The sequence below is a fragment of the Curtobacterium sp. USHLN213 genome, assembly GCF_037144815.1.
Lineage (GTDB): Bacteria > Actinomycetota > Actinomycetes > Actinomycetales > Microbacteriaceae > Curtobacterium.
Genome location: NZ_JBBCYQ010000004.1, coordinates 16773 through 36421 on the forward strand (window position 1 = coordinate 16773; position 19649 = coordinate 36421).

Below are 19649 nucleotides of genomic sequence, written 5' to 3' on the forward strand. Positions count from 1 at the left end.
CCTGGACGACGGCACGAGAGAGGAGATCTGACGCACGGATCGTGACCCGTTCGGCAGCCGCCCGACGCCGACCCCTGCGGGACGGCCGACCGACGCGGACGCCGGTGGAGCGGTGTGGACCCGGTAGCCTGTGGTGCGCGGCCGCGGGTGGGAGAGACTCCTCTTTCGTGACGCTGCGGGAGTGATCGGCCTCGTTCGCACGAGTCCGGGCACACTGACAGCATCTGCCGCGGACGAGTCTAGCAGAGGAGCACCGTGACCGACACCCCATCCCCCGAGCCCGACGAGGCCGCCCGCGACATCTCGGAGGTGCCGGCCGTCGAACTCATCAACACCGTGGCGGTGCACCTCCTCAGCGCGGCCGCCGTCAAGGTGGGTCTCGCGGACGACCCCGAGCAGCAGACGGACCTCGACGAGGCGCGCAAGCTCATCACGGCGCTCGCGGGGCTCGTCACCGCCGCGGCGACGGAGATCGGGGACCACCACGCCCGCCCGCTGCGCGACGGGCTCCGTTCGGTGCAGCTCGCGTTCCGCGAGGCGTCGAGCATCCAGGACGCGCCGGGTGCCGGCCCGGGTGAGAAGTACACCGGACCCGTCAACTGACGGGCGTCACCCGATGACGGACGGGAGGGGGGGGGGGGGGGGGGGGCCCGCCCCCCCCCCCCCCCCCCCCCCCGGGGGCATCCGGTCCGGTCCAGGGCCACAGCCCTCGGCCCGTCGGTCAGGCCGCGCTGCGCGCGACCAGGCGCGTGACCGCGGCGAGCGGGATGCCGACCCAGTCGGGACGGTTCCGGGTCTCGTAGACGACCTCGTAGACGGCCTTGTCGAGTTCGAACGCGTCGAGCAGTTCCCGGTGGGCACGCAGGTCCGATCCCGTCCCCTGCTGGTAGCCGTCGAGGAACGCCGACCGGGCGTCCTGCGCCCACTCCCCCGCGTCGACGGGTTCGGCGTCCTGGGCGAGCGACCCCTGGACGTAGTCGAACGAGCGCAGCATGCCGGCGACGTCCCGGAGCGTGACGTCCGGCAGGGAGCGCTCGATGAGCGGGCGGAGCGGCTCGCCCTCGAAGTCGAGGAAGACCCAGCCGCGGGGTTCCGGAGCGGCGAGCACCTGTCCGAGGTGCAGGTCGCCGTGGATGCGCTGCAGGTCGGGCCAGTCGGCATCGGCGGCGCGGGCGTAGACCGCACGGACGGCGTCGACGTGCGGGGCGATCGCCGGGGCCTCGCGTGCCGCGGCGTCGAGCCGGCCGTGCATCGTCGCGATCGCGGCGGCACGGCGGTCGTCGTCGGCGGGCTCGGTCGGCAGGGCCTCGGCGAGGGTGCGGTGCACCTCGGCGAGCGCGAGCCCGAGCCGCTCTGCGTCGGGTGCGAAGGGGATGCCCTCGCGGGCGTCGCCGAGTGCCACACGCCACGCGTCCTGCAGCCCCGGCAGGAACTCCTGGGCGAAGGCGAGGTGCCCGCTCGCGGTGCCGTCGGAGCGCCCCGGGTCCGGCCAGCTCCCGCGGAGCGCGCCGTACACGCGCGGCACCCGGGCGCTGCCGGCGGCCGAGAGGGCGAGCTGCGTGGTGACGTCCGGGTTGTCGCCGTGGTGCAGCACGCGGAAGACCTTCACGATGACCTCGGCGCCGGTGTCCGTCTCGCAGATCACCGAGGTGTTCGACTGTTCACCGCTGAGCACCCGGGACCGCCGGACGGTGCCGATCGGGACGAGACTCTCGTCGTCGGCGTCGATGCGCGCGGCGAGGGACCGGATCCAGTCCGGATCGGCGGTCGCATCGTGCACGGTCCCGGCCGCGTCGGGGCTGACCGGCGCCTGGTAGAGGACGGGGCCGGTCGGAGCGTCGTCGAGGACGAGGCGGGTACCGGCGGGCTGCGCGAGGGTGCGGAGCCGCGGGGTGGTGCCCTTCGCCGTGTACCAGCGCTGGTGGGCGATCCAGCCCTCGAGGGTGCGGTCGGTGGGCTCGCCGGGGGCGGGGACGGGTGCCTCGTCGCTCATGGGGCGAACCGTACGCGCCGGGGGCTGAGGGTGGCGCGCTGGATCGCGGGGCGCTGGGCGCTGGGGTCGTGGGGCGCTGGGTTCGGGTCGTCCGCTGTCCTCCACAGGGCGTCGTTCCGGGTGCGGCATCCACAGAACGCGGCAGGCCCGGTGACGAGGGCCCCGGGGCGGACGACACTGACGGCATGCAGACCCCGCACCCGGAGCCGCTCGGCCGCACCGACCCCCGTCGCACGTGGCGCATCGCCGACGACCGGCGACTGCCCGCCCTCGAACCCTTCGCCGACCGCGTCCTCCGGCACGGTCCCGTGGTGCTGCGCGAGCACCTGTGGGACACCGACGACCGGGTCCTCGCGGCCGAGGGCGTCGAGCTCCTCCGGTCGGACGCCGGGTGGAGCGTCGACCGCGGTGACGGACCGGTCGAGGTGTCCTCGGACCTCGACGGCGGCGACGACCAGGATGCGGACCACGTTCCGCGCGCCGTGGTCGAGGTCTTCCTGCACGGCCGCCCGGTCCGGGTCGTCCGGGTGCGGGACACGGCGACGACCCTCGTCGAGCTGCGCGGGCGGGACGGGCGGCTCCGCGCCGAGGTGGCCGACGTCCGTGTGGACGAGGGCGAGCCCGACGCCGCGGTGCTCCGGTCGGCTCGGTGGTGGGCGCTGAGCGACGACGGGCGCGGCGGGACGGTGTCCCGGGCTGCGGAGCGGGCGCTGGCGGACGCGGCGGAACCCGGGGCGGGTGGTGGCGCCCGGGGCGGGTCCGGGCGCGCTGGTGGTGGGGCCGGGCGGGCTGGAGGCGGGGCCGGGCACCCTGCGCTCCGTGCCGCGCCCGAGCGTCGGAAGGGGACGGCGGCACGCCCACGACGGGGCTCCGCAGCCGCTGCCCTGCGAGCGGTGCTCCGATCGTTGCGTGCCGACCTCGTCGCGGTCGACCCGAGGGTGCGTGCCGACGAGCACGGGTCGGTGCACGACCTCCGGAAGGTCCTGCGTCGACTGCGGAGCGTGCTGGCCGCGTACCGCGGCGCCCTCGACCGCGACGCCACCGAACCCCTGCGCGCCGAACTGGCCGAGGTCTCGCGGGTGGCCGGTGTCGCCCGCGACGCCGAGGTCCTGCGCGACCGGTTGCTCCGCACGGCCGGCCGCGCTCCCGAGGGCTTCGTCGACGCCGAGACCCTCGACCGGATCGGTGCGCACGTCGCCGAGTCCCGCGCGGCGGCGGCCGCCGACCTCCGACACACCCTGCGCTCGGCGACGTGGTTCCGGGCACTGGACCGCCTCGACGACCTCGTCGCCCGGGTGCCGCGGGGACCGCACGCCGACGACGACGCCCAGGCGTTCACCGTCCGCCGGATCGCGCGCGAGCGGAAGCGGGTCGCGAAGGCGATCGACGGCGGCACCGAGACGCTCGACGACCTGCACGAGGTCCGGAAGGCGGCGCGGCGGCTGCGCTACGCCCTGCAGGCCGCCGACGGGGCGACGGACCTCGGGAAGCGGCGCCTCGGGTTGCTGCGGCGGGTCCAGGACGGCCTCGGCGAGGTACTCGACGCGGCGCACGCCACCGCGGCCCACCGGGAGCTGGCGACCCTCGCGGCGAGGAGCGGGGCGGACACGTTCGGCGCCGGGGTCCTCGCCACGACCGAGCACGCCGTCGTGGAGCGCGAGCGGGACCGGGCCGAGCACCTCGTCGCCCGCCTGCGGTCGCGCGTGGCGACCGGTCTGCGAGGATGACCGGGTGCCGCACTACCTCGAAGACCTCGCCGCCGGACAGACCTTCACGACCCCGGGCCGGACCATCACCGAGGCGGACGTCGTGTCGTTCGCCTCGTGGACGAACGACAACAACCAGGTCCACACCGACGTCGAGTTCGCCGCCAGGACCCGCTACGGCCAGCGGGTCGTGCACGGGCTGCTCGGCACCTCGCTCTGCCTCGGGCTGATCGCGCGCACCGGGGTGTTCGAGGGCTCGGCCGTCGCGCTGCTCGGCATCGACCAGTGGCGCTTCACGGCGCCGGTGTTCATCGGGGACACCCTGACGTGCGAGGTCGAGATCCTGTCGACGCGGCTGACGAGCTCCGGGACGACGGGCATCGTCGAGCGGACGGTGTCGCTCCGGAACCAGCGGGGCGAGACCGTGCAGCAGGGGCGCATGGACGTCATGGTCCTGACGCGGGACGCCGCGATCGCCTGACAGGCCGGGCAGGCACTCGCCCGGAATCGTTGCCGCGCTCTTTACAACGATGTACCAGCCGCGCCAGCATGGAGGCATGAGCACGCTCGACGGCATCGTCGCCGCACCTGACACCGCTTCCCCGCAGGCCCTCCCGCTCGCCTCCCGGCAGGACGGCACGTACCCCCGGCCGCAGATGCTCCGCCCGCAGTGGGCCGACCTCGACGGCACGTGGTCCTTCCGCAACGACGGCGACGACCCCGCCTGGCGGACCGGCTTCCCCGACGCACGGGACATCGTCGTCCCGTTCCCGCCCGAGTCCGTCGCGTCGGGCATCGACGAGCCTGGCTTCCACCCCGTCGTCTGGTACTCCCGCACCATCGGCCGCGCCGAGCTCGAGGCCGCCGGACACGGCGACGCGGCACCCCGGCTCCTGCTGCACTTCGGCGCGGTGGACCACCGCGCCCGGGTCTGGATCGACGGGCAGTTCATCGGCGAGCACGAGGGCGGCCACACGCCGTTCTCGTTCGACGTGACCGACGTCCTGACCGCCACCGCCGACGCCGTGCACACCCTCGTCGTCCGCGCCGAGGACGACCCGCACGACCTCACCCAGCCCCGCGGCAAGCAGGACTGGCACGAGGACCCGCACGCCATCTGGTACCGCCGCACCACCGGCATCTGGCAGACCGTCTGGCTCGAGGCCGTGCCGACCACGTCGATCGAGTACCTCCGCTGGACCAACCTCGACCACCAGACGCTCCGCCTGACCGTCCGGCTCGCCGGGGTCCGGACCGGCGGCGAGCGCCTCCGCGTCGACGCCCGCTGGGACGAGCGCGACGAACACCTCGCGACGATCGAGACCACGCTCGGTGCGACGGCGAACGAGTTCGACGTGCTCGTCCCGATCGCCCGCCAGGCGAACGGGCAGGCCGAGGACGAACTGCACTGGTCGCCGGAGGCACCGCGGCTCGTCGACGCCACGGTCACCCTGCTGGGATCCGGCAGCGACCCGACCCCGATCGACGCCGTCGCGTCCTACTTCGGCGTGCGCACCGTCGGCGTCGACGGTGGCGCGTTCCTCCTCAACGGCCGGAGCTACGACGTCCGCAGCGTCCTCAACCAGGGGTACTGGCCGGACTCGCACATCGCAGCCCCCTCCCGCGAGGCGCTCCGCCGCGAGGTCGAGCTCATCAAGGAGCTCGGCTTCAACGCCGCACGCAACCACCAGAAGATCGAGGACCCGCGCTTCCTCTACTGGGCGGACCGGCTCGGCATCCTCGTGTGGGGCGAGGCGCCGGGTGCGTACGCGTTCTCGCCGCGGGCCGTGCAGCGGCTGATGCGCGAGTGGATGGACGCCGTCGAGCGCGACGCCTCGCACCCGTCGATCGTCACGTGGGTCCCGGCGAACGAGAGCTGGGGCGTGCAGCACATCGCGACCGATCCCGCGCAGCAGGCCTACGCGCGGTCGTTGGCCGACGTCACGCGGGCGATCGACCCGACACGGCCGGTGATCTCGAACGACGGGTGGGAGCACCCGGACTCGGACATCATCACGATCCACGACTACGAGGGCGTCGGGCCCCGGCTCGCGGCGACCTACGCCGACGACGCGGCGCGCACGGCCCTGTTCCACGGCATGGGCCCGTCCGACCGCTGGGTGCTGGTCGGTGGAGCGGTCGACCGCGGGCAGCCGGTCATGCTCACCGAGTTCGGCGGTGTGAACTACCAGCCCGGCGCCCAGCGCGAGGACGGCTGGGGCTACACGACCGCGGCCGACGGCGACGACTGGATCGCCCGGATCACGGCGCTGTACGACGCGACCCGCGCGAGTTCGTTCCTCGCCGGGTCCTGCTACACGCAGCTCACGGACACGATGCAGGAGACGAACGGCCTGCTGAACGCGGACCGCACCCCGAAGGTGCCGATCGAGCAGATCCGGCGCGCGGTCACCGGTCGCTGACGCGACGCAGGAGCCGGGAGGCACGTCCTCGGTGAGCAGGAATGGTCGGGTCCGACGAACGGACCCGACCATTGCTGCTCACGAGACGCGGAGATCGGTGCGAGACCGACGCGGCGTCTCGGCGCGGATCAGGAGGCGCGGGTCAGGAGGCGAGGAACCGCAGGACCGCCTCGTTCCACTCGTCCTTGTGCGATGCCAGCACCCCGTGCGGCCCGCCCTCGATGACGTGGGTCTGCGCGTTCGGGATCGCCGCAGCGGTCCGCTTGCCGGACACCTCGAACGGCACGATGCCGTCGGAGTCGCCGTGGATCACGAGCGTCGGCACGTCGATCTTGGTGAGGTCGTCGCGGAAGTCCGTCGTGGCGAACGCGACGGTGCAGTCGAGCGTGCCCTTCGGCGATGCGAGCTCGGCGATCGCGAGGTCGTACGCGCGCTGGTCGTCCGACACCAGGGGCTTGTTCACGAGCGAGGGCTTGCCCGCCGTGTAGAACAGGTCGACGAACTCGTGCAGGAACGCGGGGCGGTCCCCGGTGATCCCGTTCGAGAACCAGTCGGCGAGGTCCTGGTCGACCCCGCCGTCGGGGTTGTCGTCGGACTTCCAGAGGTACGGCGGCACCGCGCTCGCGAACACGAGCTTCTTCACCCGGCCCGTACCGTAGGTGGACACGTAGCGCGCGAGCTCACCGCCACCCATCGAGAACCCGATCAGCGTGACCTCGGTCAGCCCGAGCTGGTCGAGCAGGGTGTCGAGGTCGGCGGCGAACGTGTCGTAGTCGTACCCGCCCCACGGCTGCGAGGACTGTCCGAAGCCACGACGGTCGTACGCGACGACCCGGTGCCCGGCCTCGACGAGGGCCGGGATCTGGCCCTCCCACGAACGGCCGGACAGGGGCCAGCCGTGGATGAGGACGACCGGGTCGCCCGATCCGAAGTCGTCGTAGTGCAGGTCGATGTCGTGCCCGTTCTCGGCTCCGACGGTGATGAACGGCATGGTGCCTCCGGTGGTTGCGTCTTCCAGGGAACGCCGACCATGCAACGCCGTGGGCCCTCCCCGAGGCTGGAACCGTACGCCTTGTGGACACCGGTGACGTGCCGTGGACGTGCGAGGATCGGGCGGTGACGAGCGCCGGGGAGACGAGCCGCGCCTCCGGGCCAGCCCTGGAGGCGCGCCACAGCGGCTGGACCACTCCCCTGCTCCTGTGGCTGGCCTCGCGCGTGGTCAGCACGGTCCTGCTCGCGACGGTCTACGCCGTGGCGACGGCGAACGGCTGGCCGTTCGCGTCGTCCCGACGCGATCCGTCCTTCTTCACGTTCTCGGGGTCGTGGGACGCGTCCTTCTACCGGATCATCGCGGAGCACGGGTACCCGACGACGCTGCCGCTCGACGACTCGGGGCACGTCCTCCCGAACGCCTGGGCGTTCCTGCCGGTGTTCCCGACGCTCGTGCGCGCCGTCATGCCGCTGACGGGCGGGTCGTTCTGGGTCGCGGGCGTGCTCGTCGCGACGCTCGCCGGGGCCGGGGCGTGCGTGCTGCTCTACCGGCTGGTGCTCGCCGTGGGCTGCTCGCACCGTGCGCGGTGGGCGACGGCGCTGTTCGCGTTCGGTCCCACCGCGTTCCTGCTGCAGGTGGCCTACGCCGAGAGCACGTTCCTGCTGCTGCTGTTCGGGGCGCTGCTGGCGCTCGTCCGTCGGCGCTACTGGCTGGTCGCGCCGCTCGGGCTCGTGGCCGCGTTCACGAAGCCGGGCGTGCTGGCGTTGGCCGTGGCGCTCGCGGTGCACCTCGTCGTGCGGTGGGTGCAGGAGCGTCGGGCGCTCCCGGTGCGGGACGCCGTGGCGATCGTCGTGTCGGGGCTGGTGGTGGCTGCGGCGGGGCTGGCGTGGCCGGTGATCGCCTCGTCCGTGACGGGTCGGCCGAACGCGTACCTCGACACCGAACTGTCGTGGTGGGTGGGGTTCGTGGGGCGGCAGCACTTCGCGCCGCTCACGCCGTGGTTCACGATGGCGGGGACGTGGCTCGGGCCGCTCGGGATCGTGCTCGTGGTCGCCGTGCTCGCGGGGGCGGTGTGGTTCTGGACGCGGAGGTCGGTCCGGGCCCTCGGGGTGGACGTGTGGGCGTTCACGGCGGCGTACGCGCTGTACCTCGTGGCGGTGTTCCTGCCCCAGCAGTCCCTGCCCCGGTTGCTCATGCCGACGGCGCCGCTGCTCGGGTCGGACGTGTTCGTGCGGACGCGGCGGCAGGCGGTCGTGTGGCTCGTCGTGGGCGTGTGCCTGCAGCCGGTCGCCGTCGTGCTGCTCTGGTTCCTCGGGTACCCCTGACGAGCGGCGCGGCGCGGCGCGGCGCGGCTCGCACAACCAAAGTCACTCCGCGCCGGGGGTCGCCGTGGTTCGAGCGCACTTTCGTTGTGCGCTGCCCCGCCGAACCGGCTGCGAGCACCACCAGGCACCCGCACCGCTGACGCGCGCCGGCGCTACGCGTCGAACGTGTGGAACCAGGCGGTCCCGCCCGGGTGCTGCACGGTGATCATCTCGTCGAGGTCGCGGTACGGCCCGTCCTGGTTGTGGCTCGCCGACTTGATGCGGACCGTGCCGTCCGGCTCGGTGAACACCTCGGACACGATCGTGGTGTGGTCCGGCGAGTCGTTGTCGTTCCAGTCGTAGAACACGATGTCGCCGACCTTGACCTTGTCGCGCTCGTCGAGGGAGCGGCGGGTGAGCCCGAACTCCGCGGCGTTCGCGGTCAGCCACGGGTCCATCGTCGGGCAGTAGGTCCACGTCGCCGAGTGCTCCGCCCCGGCCGACCGGTTGTACCAGTCGGAGCGCTGCTGCCAGCCGCGGGCGATCAAGGTCTGCGACACGTAGTTCGCGCAGTCGCCACCGATCGGGTTCATGGTGCCGTACTCGGCGAGGTTGTAGTCCTTCCAGTGCGCCATCGCGTACTCGAGCTGCCGGTCGACGTCGGTCAGTGCCGCGTAGGCCAGGGTCGAGGTCGCGACCGCCGTCGAGGCGTCCGGGACGGGCGCGGTGGTCGGTGTCGGCGTGGCCGTCGCGGAGTCCTGCGTCGCCCCGGTCTGCCCGTCGTTCGCGGCGCTGCCGTTGCCGTCCGAGGACTGGTTGGCGGACGGTGACGGCTCGATCGCGGTCGTGAACAGCGCGACGTCCGCCGAACCCGCCGTGTACATCGCCTGGTGCGGTGCCGTGAAGGTCACCTTCGTGGCGGTCGCCCGGACGTCCCGCGCGGCGATGCCACCGACCGTGACGCCCGTGACCGCTGCCAGCCCGGAGCCGGCGACGGTGATCGTCACACCGCCGGCGAGCGGGACCTGCGCAGGGCTCAGCGACTTCGCGACGGGCTTCGCGGTGGGCGTGGACGAACCACCACCGTTGCTCGTGCCACCACCGGACGCATTGCCCGTTCCGCCGTTCCCCGACGAGCACGCGGCGACGGCGAGCCCGATGCCGGTCACGCCGGCGAGGGACAGCAGGGAGCGGCGCGTCAGGGAAGCAGTCATGGTGCTTCCCAGGGTAGGCGACGACACGGCATGATCTCTGGCAGGAACCACCGTCGAGAGGATCAGACCACCCATGCCCGAGAGCCACGACTTCTTCGTCGCAGCCGCCCCCGACCACGTCCGCGCACTCGTCCGCGGCGCACTCGTCCGCGAGGGCTACACCGTCGACGACGGCGAACAGGGAGCCCTCCGCGCCACCCGCGGCAGCATGGGCCTCACGCTGCTCATCGGCGGCATGGCGAACGACCGGACCTTCCACACCCGCCTCGACGTGCAGATCATGGTCACGCCGGACGGTCGGACGGTCGCGCGGCTCCTGCGCGGTGCCAGCAAGTCGGCGCTCAAGGGCGGCGCGCTCGGCATCTCGCGCGGCAACCGCGCCTTCGAGCAGGCCGCGAACGCGATCCACGGCGAGCTCGCCCAGGCCGGGATCCTGGTGGAGAGCGTCCCCGGCTGACCCGGGCCCGCCCCGGGAACGACGAAGGCCACCCGATCGGGTGGCCTTCTGTCTCGGAGTGGAGCTAAGGGGATTCGAACCCCTGACCTTCTCATTGCGAACGAGACGCGCTACCAACTGCGCCATAGCCCCGAGAACGCGTCCACACTAGCACCCGCGTCGGCCCGATCCGAAATCGGGCGATCAGACGGCGCGGCGGCGACGCATGATGGCGTCGAGGTCCGCCTGCTCGTACGCGTCCTCGCCGAGGACACCCATGCCGGCCCACTTGCTCGGCGGCGCCGGGGGCGCGGCGGGAGCGGCGGGAGCAGCGGGTTCCGGAGCGGGAGCGGCCTGCGCAACGGGGGCTCCCGTCCCGGCCGGCGCACGCAGACCCAGCCGTTCGGCGAGCCGCCCCTGGTCGTGGGCGGAGAGCGACGCGACGGCCTCCTCGACGTCCGGGCGCATGGGCGACACCCGCGCGAGCGACGGGTCGGTCTCGGCGGCACGGATCGCGGCTGCCTCGGCCTCGGCTTCCGCCTTGGCCGCGGCGACCCGCTCCTTCAGGCGGGCGGCGAGCTCCGCCGAGGACTCCGACGTGGCCGCGGGGACCTTCGGGCGTTCGACGTACAGCGGCTTCGGGACGCGGTTCGGCGTCCAGCTGCGGTCACGAGCGGGCTCGGCGGGCTGCTCGGTCGACAGCGGCGGCGCCGGGTCCGTCCACTCGCTCGCGGGCCTGGAGGCGCGGCTCGACTCCGGCACGACCGTCGCGGTCCGGGCCTTCCGCGCCTTCGCCACCTGGTGCAGCTGGGCGAGGACCGCTGCGGACCCACCGGCTGCGACGAGGCCGGCGACACCGACGAGCCAGGCGGCGGGGGCCGCGACGAACACGACGACCGCGACGACGAGGCCGAGCGTGCCGAGCAGGGTCGCCCCCAGTCGGGACCGACGCATGCGCATCGCGGTGAGTGCCGGGACCGCCGAGGCCCGCTCGAGCACGGGTGCCTGCTCGGCCAGTCGACGGGTGATCTCCCGCTGCCGGGCGGCCTCGTGGGCGCGGACGATCGCGGTGCGCTTCGCCTCCTCCGACTTCGCGACCCGCTGGGCCTCGGCGAGGGACTTCGCGTTCATCTCGATGCGGACCTCGTCCGGCAGCTCGGCGGTCTGCGCGAGGATGCGGAGCGTCTGCTGCAGCCGGATCGCGTTCCGCTCGGTCGCGAGGTACTGTCGACGGGCCGCCCAGGACGGCATGAGGTAGACGAGCCAGAGCACGGCCGCGATGAGCAGGACGATGCCGCCGCCCCAGGAGCCGATACCTGCCATGGGGACACGGTAGGGGTGGGCGTTCCCCCGTCCGGTGATTGCCGGACGCGTGTTGCGCGTGTCGTGACGAAATCACCGGGGGCGAGCCGCGCCTCCCGGGCCGCCCGGCCGGACGGACCGGACCCGCGGGTCAGACGCGGGGCGTGGTGTGCAGCGGCATCGCGGCCTCGTCGCGTGCCGCGAGGGGGACCGAACCGACGCCGGGCGGGACCTGGCCGCGGACCCAGCGTTCGAGGACGCCCTCGCGGACCTCTTCCGCGACGAGGGCGAAGCAGAAGTGGTCGCGCCAGTCGCCGTTGATGTGGATGTACCGGCGGCGGAGCCCCTCGTACCGGAAGCCGAGCTTCTCGACCACCCGCAGCGACGGGGCGTTCTCGGGACGGATGCAGATCTCGATGCGGTGGATGCCGACCACGCGGAAGCAGTGGTCCACCGCCATCGCGACGGCGATCGGCGTGACGTTGTGGCCGGCGGCGTCCTCGACGACCCAGTAGCCGATCGAGGCACTGGCGAGGGAGCCGTACGTGATGCCGGAGACGTTGAGCTGTCCGACGAAGCGGCCGTCGAGCTCCATCGCGAACGGGAGCCCGAGCCCCGCGCGGGCGTTGGCCTGGAGCGCGCGGATGCTGCCGCGGACGTCGGTGGAGACGTGTCCGGAGGGGTTCGTGGCCTCCCACGTGCGGAGCCACGAGCGGTTGCTCGCGAGGGCGACGTCGAGGTCGCGGGTGTCGCGGAGTCGGAGGGGCCGGATGGTGACCCGCCCGTGGGACAGGGTCGGGATCGTCGTCATCGCGCTGGTTCCTCCGGGAGCGTCGAACGGGCCCGGGGGTGTTCCCCGGACCCGTTCGGCGACGGGTCGTCTATTCGCCCGCGTTGAACTCCTTGAGCCACGACTTGAGGTCGGGGCCGAGGTCTTCGCGGTCCGAGGCGAGCTGGACGATCGCCTTGATGTAGTCGAGTTTGTCACCGGTGTCGTACCGGCGTCCACGGAACACGACGCCGTACACGCCGCCGGTCCACTCCTCGGCGTTCGCCATCTTCATGAGCGCGTCGGTCAGCTGGATCTCGCCGCCCTTGCCCGGCTCCTGCTTCTCGAGGACGTCGAAGACCTCGGGACGGATGACGTAGCGGCCGATGATGGCCAGGTTCGAGGGCGCCTCGCCCTGCGGGGGCTTCTCGACGAGGCCGGTGATCTTCACGACGTCGTCGGTGTCGGTCTCCTCGACCGTGGCGATGCCGTAGAGGTGGGTCTGCGACTCCGGGACCTCGAGCAGGGCGACGACGGTGGCGTTCTTCTCGCCCTGGACCTCGATCATGCGCTTGAGCAGCGGGTCGCGAGCGTCGATGATGTCGTCGCCGAGGAGCACGGCGAACGGCTCGCGGCCGACGTGCATCTTGGCGCGGAGCACGGCGTGGCCGAGGCCCAGCGGGTCGCCCTGGCGGACGTAGTGCATGTCGGCGAGGTCCGTGGACTGGTTCACCTTCTGCAGCTTCTCGTGGTCGCCCTTCTTCTTGAGGGTCTCCTCGAGCTCGGACACGTGGTCGAAGTGGTTCTCGAGCGCGTTCTTGTTGCGGCCCGTGATCATCAGCACGTCGGTGAGCCCTGCGCCGACGGCCTCTTCCACCACGTACTGGATGGCCGGCTTGTCGACGACGGGGAGCATCTCCTTCGGCATCGCCTTGGTGGCGGGGAGGAAGCGCGTGCCCAGGCCTGCGGCGGGGATCACGGCCTTCGAAATCTGGAAGCCCATGCCTGGACGGTATCGGATGACCCCTGGAGGGGGCATGTCGTCGCTACGGAGGACACGGCTTCTCGCGCTCGGCGGCGGAAAGCCGCAAGACGTGCCCTCGGTAGACTCCTCGGCATGATCGCCGATCTCGGGAACGAGAAGCGCGCCCTGCGAGCCGAGCTCCGGCAGCGGCGGCGCACCCGGACCACGACCGAACGCGAGACCGACACCGCGGCGCTCACCGCGACCCTGCAGCGCTTCGCCGAGGAGCGCCAGGTCGAGTCGATCGCGCTGTACCTCTCCGCACCCGAGGAACCCGACGTCCGCCCGTTCCTGAACTGGGCGTTCGAGCGCGGCATCCGGGTGCTCCTGCCGATCACCCGCGAGGACGGCCTGCTCGACTGGGCGGTCGGCGACGGCGCCTCCGAGGCCGAGGGGCTGGCCGGCGTGCCCGAGGTCGTCGGCGAGGTGCTCTCCCCCCTCGCGATCAACGACGTCGACGCGATCCTCGCCCCCGCCGCCGCGGTGGGACACGACGGCGTCCGGATGGGCTGGGGACGCGGCTACTACGACAAGACGCTCGGGTCGATGGCGAACCGCCCGCCCGTCTATGCTGTGATCTTCGACGCGGAGTACCTCGACGAGGTCCCGCGCGAGACCCACGACGAACCCGTCGACGGCATCATCACGCCGTCGCGCATCATCACCTTCCGGAGCTAGGGTGCCCACCTACTCGTACCGCTGCACGGAGTGCGGCAACGCCTTCGACATCAAGCAGTCGTTCTCCGACGCCACGCTCACCGAGTGCCCGGCGTGCGGCGGCGTGCTGCGCAAGGTCTTCTCGCCGGTCGGGGTGACGTTCAACGGGGGCGGCTTCTACCGGACCGATTCCCGGGCGGCGCCGAAGGGCTCGTCGGAGTCGTCGGGCTCGTCCGAGTCCTCGTCCTCGTCCTCGTCGTCCTCGACGCCGGCGAAGACCGAGTCGAAGCCCGCAGCCGCGAAGCCCGCTGCCTCGACCACGCCGAAGCCCGCCGGGTCCTGACCGGGGTCCGGACTCCTCGGTAGGTTGATGGGGTCGCCGTCCGGCGGCCGTCCTCGACCCGGAAGGAGTCCCGTGAAGGGCTTCAAGGAGTTCCTGCTCCGCGGCAACGTCATCGACCTGGCCGTCGCAGTCGTCATCGGTGCAGCGTTCACCGCCATCGTGACCGTCATCGTGAACGCGATCATCAACCCGGCGATCGGCGCGGTGTTCAACGCGTCGAGCCTCGACGACGCGCTCAAGGTCGACATCCCGACCGTGGCGGGCGGCAAGCCGGCGACCCTGATGTTCGGCTCGGTGATCGGCGCGGTGATCAACTTCGTCATCGTCGCGGCCGTCGTGTACTTCGCCCTCGTGCTCCCCGTGAACCACCTCAAGAAGGTCGCGTTCGAGCGGGTCAAGAACGACGAGGAGCAGACGCCGCAGGACGTCCCGCCGACCGACGTCGAGGTGCTGCTCGAGATCCGCGACCTGCTCCGCTCGCAGAACGGCGTGCCCGCGAACACCGGTGGCGGTGCGCACGTGGCGCCGTCGACCGCTCCCGAGGGTCCCGGCATCGGCGGCACGACGAAGCTCTAGCTGCTCCCGCACAACCGAAACCCGCCCGAACCACGCGATCACGTGGCTCGGGCGGGTTTTGCTTGTGCGAACGGCCGGTGCCAGCGCGCGGCCGGCGCGAGCGCGGGGCCGGCGTCAGCGCGCGGCCGACACCTCGCGCCGCTTCGCGAACATCGCGATCGCGTACTGGACGCCCGCCAGCACGTGCCCGGCGGTCCCGAGGTAGACGAACACGAGGGCGACGACGCGGACCCACGGCGCGTTCTCGTCGACGGTGTGCACCGCGGAGAACAGCAGCACCGGCAGCCCGACGAAGAGCAGCGCCGACCGGATCTTGCCGGTCCACGTGACGTCGAGGTCCGGGTTGCCGTGGAACAGCACGCTCGAGAGCACGACGAGCACCAGGTCGACGAGCACCACGACGGCGACGACCCACCACGGCAGCAAGCCCGTCAGCACGAGCGACAGCACGATCGCGATGATCGCGAGTCGGTCGGCGACGGGGTCGATCGCCTTGCCGAGCTTCGAGCCCTGGTCGAACTTGCGCGCGATGAAGCCGTCCGCCCAGTCGCTCACCCCGATGACGACGAGCGCGACGAGCGCCCAGCCGGGGTGTCCGGCGACGACGAGCCACACGAACACCGGGATCAGCAGCAGCCGGAACAGCGAGATCAGGTTCGGCCAGGTCTGCCAGTCGGGGCGCTCCCGCACGGTGTCAGTCATCGCAGGACAGGCTACCTGCTCACCAGTGCGGCGGGACGTCGCGCCGGAGCTGGTCGTCGTTCTCCCCGTCGCGGTGGCGGGCCGGTTCCGGCGGCGCCACCGGGTCGTAGCCCGGCACCGGCTGGGTGGTGACGCGTCTGCGGGGGCGAGCCGCGCCTCCTGGGCGGTCGTCCGGCTCGCGGTCGTGCGCTGCTCCTGGGACGGGAGGCGCGGCTGACGACGCGTCGTCGGCCCGCGTCCACGTGCCCACCAGCTGGTCCGTCTCGGGCGTCACCGGACCGGCCGGCCGGGAGGCCCGCCGGCTCGGCCGAGGAGTCACCGGCGCGCGGGGATCGGGGGGATGGAGATCTCCTGCGTGGCACCGCGGTCGACACCGAGCACGGCGGCGACGGTGTTCGCGACACGGTCCGGGTCCGAGAAGAGCTGGAACGCGTGCACGCGCACGTAGTGCCACCCGAGTCGGCGGAGCACCTCTGGTCGGAGCCGGAGCGACTCGCGGAGCGACCCCTTCACGAGCGTCGCGTCGGTCTCGATCGTGACGCACACCCCACCGTGCGCGGCGACCAGGCCGAGTTTGCCGCGGTGGCCGAGCGCGACGGGGATGCCGCGCATCTCGAGGCGACGGGCGAGGTCGACGAGCAGCGGATCCGAGTCGTCCGGGACGTACTCGGCCGTGGTGCGCGCACGGACCTCGGCGAGGATCTCGGCGAGGGCGACGGTGCCGTGGCCCATCCGCTCGGCCTCGATGTCGGACGGCTGGAAGCAGGTGACGATGACCATCGAGCGACGTGCCCGGGTCATCGCGACGGCGAGCAGGCGCTCCCCACCGGGCTTGCCGAGCGGACCGAAGTCGCGCAGGACACGGCCGTGCGGGGTGCGGCCGTAGCCGATCGAGAACACGACGCGGTCGCGGCTCTGGGCGACGGACTGCTCGAGCGTCGCGACGATGAACGGCTCGGCCCGGTCGCCGATGACGAACTCGGTGAGGTCCTTGTGCCCCTGGGCCGCGGTGAGCACGGCCTGCTCGACGCGGACGGCGTGCTTCGCCGAGGCGGTGATGACCAAGAGCGACTCGGTCGGACGGGTGCGGGCGTGGTCCATGACGAGCCGGACGACGCGGTCCACCTCGGCGTCGACGCTCTCGACCGCCCCCGACTCGGGGTCCGGCACGGCCTTGCCGTCGCTGACGTAGTCGAGCGCGATCGAGCCGTGCCCGAGGAACGAGCCGGCCCAGGGCAGCGACTCGATGCGTCCGCCGTAGAAGCGACGGTTGACGAGCTCGGCGAGGTCCTCGCCGCCGGCGCGGTACGAGCGGGTGAGCGACAGGGTCGGCAGCAGCGTGGAGAGCTTCGCGAGCGCGGAGTCGGCGTGGAAGGCGTCGAGCGTGCCCTCGTCGACCTGCAGCGCGCGGTGCGCCGGGTCGACCGCGATCCGGAACGGCGACGGGGTCTGCGTGACCGGGTCGCCGAACACGACGGTCTGACGGGCACGGCGGACGGCCCCGACGGTCTCGGCGATGGTGACGGCGCCCGCGTCGACGAGGATCACGGTGTCGAAGGGCATCGTGTCGGCGATCTGCGAGACCTCGTACGGCGACGCGAGCCACACGGGCGCGATCGACCGGGACAGGTGCGGCGCGGAGTCCTGCAGCAGACGCGAGGTGATCGCGCCGTCCCGCAGCTGGGTCTTCAGCGCGGTGGCCTCGTCCGGCCAGTCGACGAGTCCGACCTTCCAGTTCTCGGCCAGCTGCCACGCCAGGCCCTGGGAGACCCCGGCCGCGTGCGCGTCGTCGACGAGCCGGAAGTCGGCCTCGACCCGGTCGAGCATGTCGGTGTTCGCGCCGAGCAGGGCCCGATCGGACTCGAGCATCGTCTCGAGGGCGGACTGCCACCACGCGAGCTCGAGCTCGGCGGGGACGTGGGTGTCCGGCACGTGCCGGTTCGCCAGGTCCGTGATGAGCGGTTCGAGCTGCAGGTCGCGCAGGGTCTGCATGAGCTCGGTGCGCTCCTGCAGGTTGTGCAGGACGTCGGACTCCTCGGCGAGGCGGGCGATCGTCGGGACGAGCTCGTCGATCGGGACGTTCGCCAGCTGGGTCTCGCGGGCGGTGCGCCCCAGCGGCTCGTCGAGGCGCGCGAGGTCCTCGACGACGTTCGAGAACAGGACCTGGACGTCCGCGATGCCGGTGGGCACCTCGGGGTTCACGCCGGCGGCGACGTAGCGCTGCCAGAGCACGCGCTGCTGCTGGACGCGGGTCAGCGCCTCGTGCAGGTCGGACACGTGCACACCGGGGCGGACGTACTCGCGGGCGAGCTTCTTCAGCCGGCGCCGGTTCGTGCTCGACATCGGCGCACCCTCGCCGCGCGGGGCGGTGGCGGCCACGAGCTCGGACACCGAGCGGTCGAAGACGACGGGCAGGAAGCGGTCGAGGGTGTCGCGGATCTCGGTGAGCAGGCGCAGGTAGATGCCGAGCTCGTTGATCGTCGTGAACTGCCGCATGTGCGTCGTGGCGACGAGGTCGTGGGCACGGCGGAGCAGGGTCGGCAGGCCGTCGGCGTCGAGGTCCTTCGCGATCCGGTGGGCGCGCTGGGCACCGTCGCTCGAGGAGAACTTCGCGCCGTACCAGGGCGAGTCGTCCGGGCCGTAGCGGAACTCGCCGAGGTTCGCCGCGCTGACCATCGTCTCGGCGACGCGGGAGCGCCCCTCGACCATGCTCGTCACCGAGGTCTTCGACAGGCGTGCGGTCGTCGACGGCGGGACGGGCAGCAGCGACAGGCGCGACAGCTCGACGAGGCAGTCGAGCACCGAGACGCGGAAGTCGGGGTCGACGCGCGTCAGCGAGCCGCGGTAGTCCTTGAGGACCTTGCGGAGCCGGACCAGGGCGTCGTCGACCTCGCGCAGGTTCGGACGCGAGGCCTTCTCGTTGCGGGCGATCGCACGGACGACGTCACGACGGAGGGTGCCCGGGGTGACGGCGACGCCGGGGAGCTGCACCTCGGAGAACCGCGCCGCGATGCCGCGCAGGGTCGCACGGCGCGGGCTCACCACGAGGACGCGCTTGTTCGCCGCGACGAGGCCGCCGAGCGCGTTCACGATCGTCTGCGTGCCACCCGTGCCGGGGAGGGTCTTCACCACGATCGAGTTGCCGGCCGTGATCTGTGCGATCACGTTCTCCTGCTCGTCGTCGGCGTCGAGCAGGAGCGTGTCGGTCTCCGGGCTCCGCTCGTCCGACGGGGTCTGCTCGACCGGGTGGTACGACTGCTCGACCTGCCACTTGGCGCTCGGGTTGCCGGCGAGGGCGTCGAGCACGGGGTGGGACAGGTCCTCGGTGTCCTCGACCATCCCGGTCGCGACCTCGGCGAAGGTGGACACGACCAGGCGTGCGTGCACCGAGAAGCCCGGGATGTGCGCGGTGAGCCCGCGGAGCCGGTCGATCACCGGGTTCGGCGTGAAGGAGCCGTCCTGCTGCGCGAGCGCCACGAAGGACTGGGCGTCGAGGATGACGCCGAACTGCTCGTGCAGCGCGTCGGCGAGGCCGGGGTTGAGGACGGGCTCGCCGAGCAGGCGGACCTCGAAGTCGCGGCCGTGCCGACGGATCGCGAGCGGGCGCAGCAGCACCGGGCCGCGGAACTGCTCGTCGCCGTGCTGCCAGTCGGCCATGCCGATGCCGAGCTTCACGGCGTCGATGCCGCGCACGGTGGACAGCTCGGTGCCCTTGGCCTCGACGTGACCGGCGGCGATGCGGGCGGCCCGGAGTGCCACCTCGTCACGGATCAGGCTCGACAGCAGGGTCGTCTTGCCGGTGATGAACTGCGCGAGGCCGCCAGGGTGCGTCGTCGAGAGCTCGATGCGGGCCCGGGGGTGGTCGGTGAAGTGCGTGAGGGGGCTGGTGCCGCCGACGCCGGTCAGCTGCTTGCGCCAGACGTCCCAGGCGGGCTCGGCGGCGTTGCCGGCCTGGAGGCGCGGATCACCCAGGCTGATCGCCTGCGGACTCGTGAGCTGCAGTTCCGGGCGCAGGGTGCGGTCGGGTTCGTCCGTCACGGCGGTCTCTTCCTGCTGCCCCCGTCGGTCCTGCTCCCCCTGCTGTCCGTCGCGCCCGTCCTGCTGTCCGTCACGCCCGTCCGCGGGCGCGTCGGCGCCCTCGACGGGGACGTCGTCGTTCACGTCGTCCTCGCCGTCGGTCACCCTGTCCGCTCGCCACACATCCGACAC

The 19649-nt window shown here is 72.5% G+C and carries 18 protein-coding genes and 1 tRNA gene; 9 read left to right on the plus strand and 10 right to left on the minus strand.

Annotated elements, in window-relative coordinates:
• Positions 1–255 precede the first annotated feature (255 nt).
• A complete protein-coding gene (locus WFH25_RS06515; RefSeq protein WP_071295810.1) occupies positions 256–603 on the plus strand; it encodes a DUF1844 domain-containing protein in 348 nt (115 codons plus the stop codon).
• A 118-nt stretch (positions 604–721) separates the two neighbouring features.
• Here WFH25_RS06515 and WFH25_RS06520 read toward each other — a convergent pair whose 3' ends face one another.
• Positions 722–1993 carry a phosphotransferase gene (locus WFH25_RS06520; RefSeq protein ID WP_336697179.1) on the minus strand — a complete coding sequence of 424 codons (1272 nt, stop codon included), beginning with the start codon at positions 1991–1993 and terminating at the stop codon, positions 722–724.
• Positions 1994–2178: 185 nt separating this feature from the next.
• On the opposite strand from WFH25_RS06520, the gene WFH25_RS06525 reads away from it, so the two are divergent.
• From WFH25_RS06525 to WFH25_RS06535, 3 genes are all read left to right on the plus strand, one after another.
• Positions 2179–3720, plus strand: coding sequence for a CHAD domain-containing protein (locus WFH25_RS06525; RefSeq protein WP_336697180.1), 1542 nt, complete (start codon positions 2179–2181; stop codon positions 3718–3720).
• A gap of 4 nt (positions 3721–3724) precedes the next feature.
• Complete coding sequence (locus tag WFH25_RS06530; protein WP_070417876.1) at positions 3725–4180, plus strand: MaoC/PaaZ C-terminal domain-containing protein; 456 nt, start codon at positions 3725–3727, stop codon at positions 4178–4180.
• 76 nt (positions 4181–4256) lie between these two features.
• Positions 4257–6122 (plus strand): glycoside hydrolase family 2 protein, encoded by a 1866-nt coding sequence (locus WFH25_RS06535; protein ID WP_336697181.1) that lies wholly within the window; start codon positions 4257–4259, stop codon positions 6120–6122.
• A 142-nt stretch (positions 6123–6264) separates the two neighbouring features.
• On the opposite strand, the gene WFH25_RS06540 is transcribed toward WFH25_RS06535, so the two are convergent.
• Positions 6265–7113, minus strand: coding sequence for an alpha/beta fold hydrolase (locus WFH25_RS06540; RefSeq protein ID WP_336697182.1), 849 nt, complete (start codon positions 7111–7113; stop codon positions 6265–6267).
• Between the two features lie 125 nt (positions 7114–7238).
• On the opposite strand from WFH25_RS06540, the gene WFH25_RS06545 reads away from it, so the two are divergent.
• Positions 7239–8438, plus strand: a complete 1200-nt coding sequence (locus WFH25_RS06545; RefSeq protein WP_336697183.1) for a hypothetical protein — start codon at positions 7239–7241, stop codon at positions 8436–8438.
• 152 nt (positions 8439–8590) lie between these two features.
• Here WFH25_RS06545 and WFH25_RS06550 read toward each other — a convergent pair whose 3' ends face one another.
• Positions 8591–9631: an amidase domain-containing protein gene (locus WFH25_RS06550; protein ID WP_336697184.1), complete on the minus strand. Its 1041-nt coding sequence runs from the start codon at positions 9629–9631 to the stop codon at positions 8591–8593.
• A gap of 73 nt (positions 9632–9704) precedes the next feature.
• Here WFH25_RS06550 and WFH25_RS06555 point away from each other — a divergent pair, with 73 nt between their 5' ends.
• A complete protein-coding gene (locus WFH25_RS06555) occupies positions 9705–10088 on the plus strand; it encodes a hypothetical protein (RefSeq protein WP_336697185.1) in 384 nt (127 codons plus the stop codon).
• Positions 10089–10147: 59 nt separating this feature from the next.
• Here WFH25_RS06555 and WFH25_RS06560 read toward each other — a convergent pair.
• The 4 genes from WFH25_RS06560 to galU form a co-directional block, all read right to left on the minus strand.
• A tRNA-Ala gene (locus tag WFH25_RS06560) sits at positions 10148–10220 on the minus strand.
• A gap of 51 nt (positions 10221–10271) precedes the next feature.
• Positions 10272–11390, minus strand: a complete 1119-nt coding sequence (locus WFH25_RS06565) for a hypothetical protein (protein ID WP_336697186.1) — start codon at positions 11388–11390, stop codon at positions 10272–10274.
• A 130-nt stretch (positions 11391–11520) separates the two neighbouring features.
• Entirely contained in the window at positions 11521–12180 is a 660-nt protein-coding gene (locus WFH25_RS06570) for a GNAT family N-acetyltransferase (RefSeq protein ID WP_070417871.1), read from the minus strand.
• Positions 12181–12250: 70 nt separating this feature from the next.
• Positions 12251–13141 (minus strand): UTP--glucose-1-phosphate uridylyltransferase GalU, encoded by an 891-nt coding sequence (galU, locus tag WFH25_RS06575; RefSeq protein WP_022907539.1) that lies wholly within the window; start codon positions 13139–13141, stop codon positions 12251–12253.
• A gap of 114 nt (positions 13142–13255) precedes the next feature.
• Between galU and WFH25_RS06580 the strand changes: the two genes are divergently transcribed.
• The 3 genes from WFH25_RS06580 (at position 13256) to mscL (ending at position 14738) form a co-directional block, all read left to right on the plus strand.
• Positions 13256–13840: a 5-formyltetrahydrofolate cyclo-ligase gene (locus WFH25_RS06580; protein WP_070417869.1), complete on the plus strand. Its 585-nt coding sequence runs from the start codon at positions 13256–13258 to the stop codon at positions 13838–13840.
• A gap of 1 nt (position 13841) precedes the next feature.
• Complete coding sequence (locus tag WFH25_RS06585) at positions 13842–14162, plus strand: FmdB family zinc ribbon protein (RefSeq protein WP_336697187.1); 321 nt, start codon at positions 13842–13844, stop codon at positions 14160–14162.
• Between the two features lie 72 nt (positions 14163–14234).
• On the plus strand, positions 14235–14738 hold the full coding sequence (gene mscL / locus WFH25_RS06590; protein WP_070417867.1) for a large conductance mechanosensitive channel protein MscL: 504 nt from the start codon (positions 14235–14237) through the stop codon (positions 14736–14738).
• Between the two features lie 114 nt (positions 14739–14852).
• Here the strand turns inward: mscL and WFH25_RS06595 are convergent, their stop codons facing one another.
• The 3 genes from WFH25_RS06595 to WFH25_RS06605 all read right to left on the minus strand — a co-directional run bounded on the left by WFH25_RS06595 (position 14853) and on the right by WFH25_RS06605 (position 19622).
• The gene (locus WFH25_RS06595) at positions 14853–15440 is read right to left on the minus strand and encodes a CDP-alcohol phosphatidyltransferase family protein (protein WP_070417866.1); all 588 of its coding nucleotides are present in this window, start codon (positions 15438–15440) and stop codon (positions 14853–14855) included.
• 19 nt (positions 15441–15459) lie between these two features.
• Entirely contained in the window at positions 15460–15690 is a 231-nt protein-coding gene (locus WFH25_RS06600) for a hypothetical protein (protein ID WP_139219750.1), read from the minus strand.
• A 65-nt stretch (positions 15691–15755) separates the two neighbouring features.
• A complete protein-coding gene (locus WFH25_RS06605) occupies positions 15756–19622 on the minus strand; it encodes an AAA family ATPase (protein ID WP_336697188.1) in 3867 nt (1288 codons plus the stop codon).
• Positions 19623–19649 lie beyond the last annotated feature (27 nt).